Source organism: Kitasatospora sp. NPDC001159 (assembly GCF_053598235.1).
This window is the reverse complement of the sequence record NZ_JBSFJV010000218.1, coordinates 1-4,319: the sequence shown is the minus strand read 5'-3', so window position 1 is coordinate 4,319 and position 4,319 is coordinate 1. Positions and strand designations below refer to the sequence as shown.

General features: G+C 70.5%; 6 protein-coding genes. 3 read left to right on the top strand and 3 right to left on the bottom strand.

Going from position 1 to position 4,319, the window contains the following annotated elements; translation table 11 throughout:
- Positions 1–435 precede the first annotated feature (435 nt).
- Both ACWC9T_RS41040 and ACWC9T_RS41035 read left to right on the top strand, forming a co-directional pair.
- Entirely contained in the window at positions 436–585 is a 150-nt protein-coding gene (locus ACWC9T_RS41040) for a hypothetical protein (protein WP_449826116.1), read from the top strand.
- Positions 586–711, top strand: a complete 126-nt coding sequence (locus ACWC9T_RS41035; RefSeq protein ID WP_449826117.1) for a TauD/TfdA family dioxygenase — start codon at positions 586–588, stop codon at positions 709–711. It abuts the gene before it with no gap.
- Positions 712–791: 80 nt separating this feature from the next.
- On the opposite strand, the gene ACWC9T_RS41030 is transcribed toward ACWC9T_RS41035, so the two are convergent.
- Both ACWC9T_RS41030 and ACWC9T_RS41025 read right to left on the bottom strand, forming a co-directional pair.
- The gene (locus ACWC9T_RS41030; RefSeq protein WP_449826115.1) at positions 792–1,463 is read right to left on the bottom strand and encodes a response regulator; all 672 of its coding nucleotides are present in this window, start codon (positions 1,461–1,463) and stop codon (positions 792–794) included.
- Positions 1,460–2,662 (bottom strand): sensor histidine kinase, encoded by a 1,203-nt coding sequence (locus ACWC9T_RS41025; RefSeq protein WP_449826114.1) that lies wholly within the window; start codon positions 2,660–2,662, stop codon positions 1,460–1,462. The genes ACWC9T_RS41030 and ACWC9T_RS41025 overlap by 4 nt, the downstream gene beginning before the upstream one ends.
- A 132-nt stretch (positions 2,663–2,794) precedes the next feature.
- Here ACWC9T_RS41025 and ACWC9T_RS41020 point away from each other — a divergent pair, with 132 nt between their 5' ends.
- The gene (locus tag ACWC9T_RS41020; RefSeq protein ID WP_449826113.1) at positions 2,795–3,418 is read left to right on the top strand and encodes an ATP-binding cassette domain-containing protein; all 624 of its coding nucleotides are present in this window, start codon (positions 2,795–2,797) and stop codon (positions 3,416–3,418) included.
- A gap of 287 nt (positions 3,419–3,705) precedes the next feature.
- Here the strand turns inward: ACWC9T_RS41020 and ACWC9T_RS41015 are convergent, their stop codons facing one another.
- Entirely contained in the window at positions 3,706–4,005 is a 300-nt protein-coding gene (locus tag ACWC9T_RS41015) for a DUF4193 domain-containing protein (RefSeq protein WP_449826112.1), read from the bottom strand.
- Between the last annotated feature and the right edge of the window lie 314 nt (positions 4,006–4,319).

Here is a 4,319-nt window from a genome sequence, read left to right as displayed (position 1 = left end):
GACGGCGGGCGGCATGCGCCTCACCTTGTCATCACCAGCATCGGACCTCCACCCATTATCCGGTCCGAGGCCTGAGGCGGAGGACCGCTGCCCGCGATGCCGCAGGGTACGGGCCGGGGAGCACTGTCCGATCCCAAGCGCCACTGGTGGCAGCGCCCTGAACCCTCGACACCCTGAGCATTCCCCTGAGCCGGACGTACGCGGCTTCAGGGGCCAGCAGGCGTTGTCAGAGGTGCGTACTGCTAACACAATGGCAGGTGCACGGACTGCTGGTGCTGCCAACGATCGCCGGGTGGATCGACGCGTTCCCTCCGGCTTCAGCCCCGTGGACAGCCACGCCTTGCGTTGCTTCCGGCGGGGCGGCGACGAGCGCGTCAGGTCCGGCCCTCGACGCTCCGGCGCCCGGTCACCGGTGAGGACGTCTGGTTCAACCAGGTGGACCAGTGGCACCCCGCGACGCTGGGCGAGGAGACCATCCGCGAGCTCGCGGCCATCGTCCCCGCGGACGAGCTGCCGCAGTCGGTGACCTTCGCCGACGGCTCCCCGATCCCAGACGAGTACATGCTCGAGATCCGCGAGAAGTGACTGGCGCTGGCCGTTGACGTCGACTGGCGGCAGGGCGGCGTCCTGGTCATCGACAACGTCGCCGCCGCGCACGGGCGCAGGGCGTTCACCGGAAGCTGCCGGGTCCTGGTCGCCATGTCGCACTGAGAGCACCGGGCAGAACGCGGGAGCCCTGGTCCACCGCCGGGGACCAGGGCTCCCGGTTGAGTCGGTGGCCGAGCAGGGTGTCACTCGGGCGGCGGGACGATCTTCGCCTCATGGGCGGCGATGGCGAGCTGCACCCGGTCGCGCGCGTCGAGTTTGGCGAGCAGCCGTGCCACATGGGTCTTGGTGGTGGCCAGGCTGATGTGCGGCTCGGCGGAGATCTCGCTGTTGGACATGCCCCGCCCGATCAGGGTCAGGACGTCGCGTTCGCGCTCGGTGATGCCCTTGATCCTCCGCCGTGGTTCGGCGGCCTGCGCTTGGTCGGTGAACCGCTCGATGAGGCGGCGCGTGACGCCCGGGGCGAGCAGGGCCTCACCGCCGGCCACCACGCGGATCGCTGCGAGGATCTCGTCCAGCACCGTGTCCTTGACCAGGAATCCGCTGGCTCCGGCGTACAGCGCGGCGTAGACGTTCTCGTTGTCGTCGTATGTGGTGAGCATCACCACGCCCACCGTCCCGGACCCTGCCCCCGCGGCGTGGGCCTTGATCCGCCGGGTGGCCTCGATGCCGTCCATGACGGGCATGCGGATGTCCATCACCACGACGTCGGGGCGCAGTTCCTTGGCCAGTTGGACCGCCTCGGTTCCGGTGCCGGCCTCCCCTACGATCTCGATGTCCGGGGCACTGGCGATGAGCAGCCGCAGTCCGGCGCGCACCAGTGGCTGGTCGTCGGCGAGTACGACACTGATCGTCATACCGGCAGCCTAGCCGCTATCCGGAACCCGCCCTCGGGCCTCGGTCCGGCGCTGAACTGGCCGTGCAGCAGGCTGACGCGCTCGCGCATCCCGGCGATGCCGAAGCCGGGCCTGGCGCTGCCGCCGCTCGCACCGCCGCGTCCGTCGTCGACGACCTCGATGTCAAGCCCGTCCACCGTGTAGTCGACGTGGATGCGGCAGGTGGCGGCGCCCGCGTGCCGCAGCACGTTGGTCAGGGACTCCTGGATGATGCGGTAGGCGGACAGGTCGATCTCGGTGGGAAGCCGGCGCTGCTCACCGCGCCACCGGACGGTGACTCCCACGCCGGCGTCCGCGGCCGTCGCGGCTAGCTTCTCGATGTCCGCGAGGCCCGGTGCGGGGGTCGTCTCCGGTTCCTCCGCGTCGGCTTCCCGCAGTGCGACCAGCATGCGGCGCAGGCCCGCCAGGGTCTCTCGGCTGGTGTTCTCGATGACGGTCAGGGACTCGCGGGCACCGGCCGGTTCGATCTCGATGGTTCGGGCCGCCGCGCCGGCGTGGATCGCGACGATGCCCACGCTGTGCGCGACCATGTCGTGCAACTCCCGGGCGATCCGCAGCCGTTCGGCCTGGACCGCCTGGGCGGCGGCCTGGGTGCGCAGGACCTCGGCATGGTTCTGCCGCTGCCGGAGCCAGCTGCCGAGGATCCATGCGACGACGGTGCTCATGATGAACTGGCCGTCCGGGGACTTGAAGCCGTGTAGCGGCTCCGAAGCGGGTGTGCGGGCCAGAGCGACGATGCCCCAGGTGACCAGCACACCGCCGATGGCTCCGGCGGCGATGCGCTGCGACTGGGTGACCGTGATGTAGAAGACCAGAATGTCCGCCGCCAGGAAGAGCGGCCACATGCCCGCCGCCAGGAAGAGCGGCCCCGCCCACCCCTCGTACATCCGCAGCCCGAGAATCTCCGCCAGCAGAACTCCCAGCACCGGCACCGGCCGCCGGCTGGCCCAGCCGATCGGCAGCGCCAGGACCACGGCCGCCCCCAGCACGAGCAGGGTGTGGGCGAAGTCCTTCCACTCCAGGTAGAGCTGGTGTCGGGGCCCCGGCGCAAGGGCGCCCACCAGCACGATCGCGAACGCGGGGACCGCGCACCAGCTCAAGGCCGTCAGGGCGTCGGGCAACCGCCGCGACAGTGCGGAAAACTTCGGAGCTCGGGTCACGCCGCGATGCTAGCCGCGCGATGAGCCGGTGAAATCGCTCCCCGGGCATCATCCTTCCGACCGACGCGCCGGGGTCGCCGTCCGCTCTGGCGACCGATGTCGCGGGGCCCGAACCGCGACAGCATCCGATGCGTGATCGAAATCAACGAACTGACCAAGCGGTACGGCGACATCCTGGCGGTGGACGGACTGACGTTCACCGTGCGGCCCGGCCGGGTCACCGGGTTCCTCGGCCCCAACGGCTCCGGCAAGAGCACGACGCTGCGCATGCTCCTGGGGCTGAACACTCCCACCAGCGGCACCGCAACCTTCGACGGCCGCCGCTACCGCGAGTTCGGCACCGGCCTGCGCCACGTGGGCGCGCTGCTGGACGCCGGCGACCCGCCCGTCCTGATCTTCGACGAGCCGGTCAACGGCCTCGACCCGGAGGGCATCAGGTGGGCGCGTGAGTTGTTCCGGAGCCTGGCCGCCGAGGGGCGCACCGTCTTCGTCTCCAGCCACATGATGAGCGAGATGGCGAACACCGCCGACCACCTCATCGTGATCGGCGGTGGCCGGCTGATCGCCGACGAGCCCGCCGCGGACTTCGCCGCCCGCGCCACCACCGCCAGCGTCACCGTGCGCACTCCGGACCCGACCGCATTGACCAGGGTGCTACGGCAGGAGGGGGCCTCGGTGCTCCCCGACGGCCCGGGTGTCCTGAGCGTCACCGGACTGACCGCCGCCCGCCGACGTCCTCGGTCTGATGCACGATGACCACCCGCCGGCCTACTGTGACCTGGAAGGATGGCGGCACGGTATCGGGCGTAGGCGAAGTGTGTCAGGGGGCGGAAGCCGCAGTGCGGCATCGCGAGGAGGCCGGGATCCATGGCCCTGAACCAGCGGTACGCCGTGACCCTTCCAGGCCCGGTCGGCGCTCACGGCCCGGGCACCACGATGTTTGCGATGTGACTGAGCACGACACTCATCCTCGGTGTGGTGACAGGTCGTCGCAGTGACGGCTGCTCGTCATCTCGCGGCGATTGCGCGCACCTGTCGCGAGATCATGCCTGGCAGTCGCGGCAGACGGGCTGGCCGTCCGCGGTCAGGGCGGCGAGCTGGCTGCGGTGGTGGACCATGAAGCAGAGAGCGCAGATGAACTCGTCCGGCTTCGGAGGTACGACCGGGATGGTGAGTTCCTCGTTGGAGAGGTCCGCGCCGGGCAGCTCAACCGATTCGGGTTCCTCGGCCTCCTCGCCGGTTGCTCCGGGGAGCCGCTGCTCGCGACGGTCCTGGAGTTCTTCGAGGCTGTCCGCTTCCTCGTCCGTGTCGCCGCGGCGCGGGGCGTCGTAGTCGGTTGCCACGGGAACCTCCTCCGGGAGAGCGCAGGACCGGCGCGCCACCGAAACGGGCTGTGGTGTCGACGGCACCCGATGGGACCGTTCTACCTGGGACCGGGAAGAACGGCGCGCCGGGAGCAGCCGGCTCACAGCCTGGGGTCGTGCCGGCTCGGCTCAGGCTGCGGACGCCCTCAGGCCGCCGCTGCGATCGCGGAGGCTGCTTCGGCACCGCAGGATGGAGGCAGTGTCCGTTCGAGTGAGGAGGACGACGATGGCCGGTGAACTGCTGCGCAGGCGTGCGCACTGGTGGCCCTCGTTCCCGGACCTGTTCGAGGACT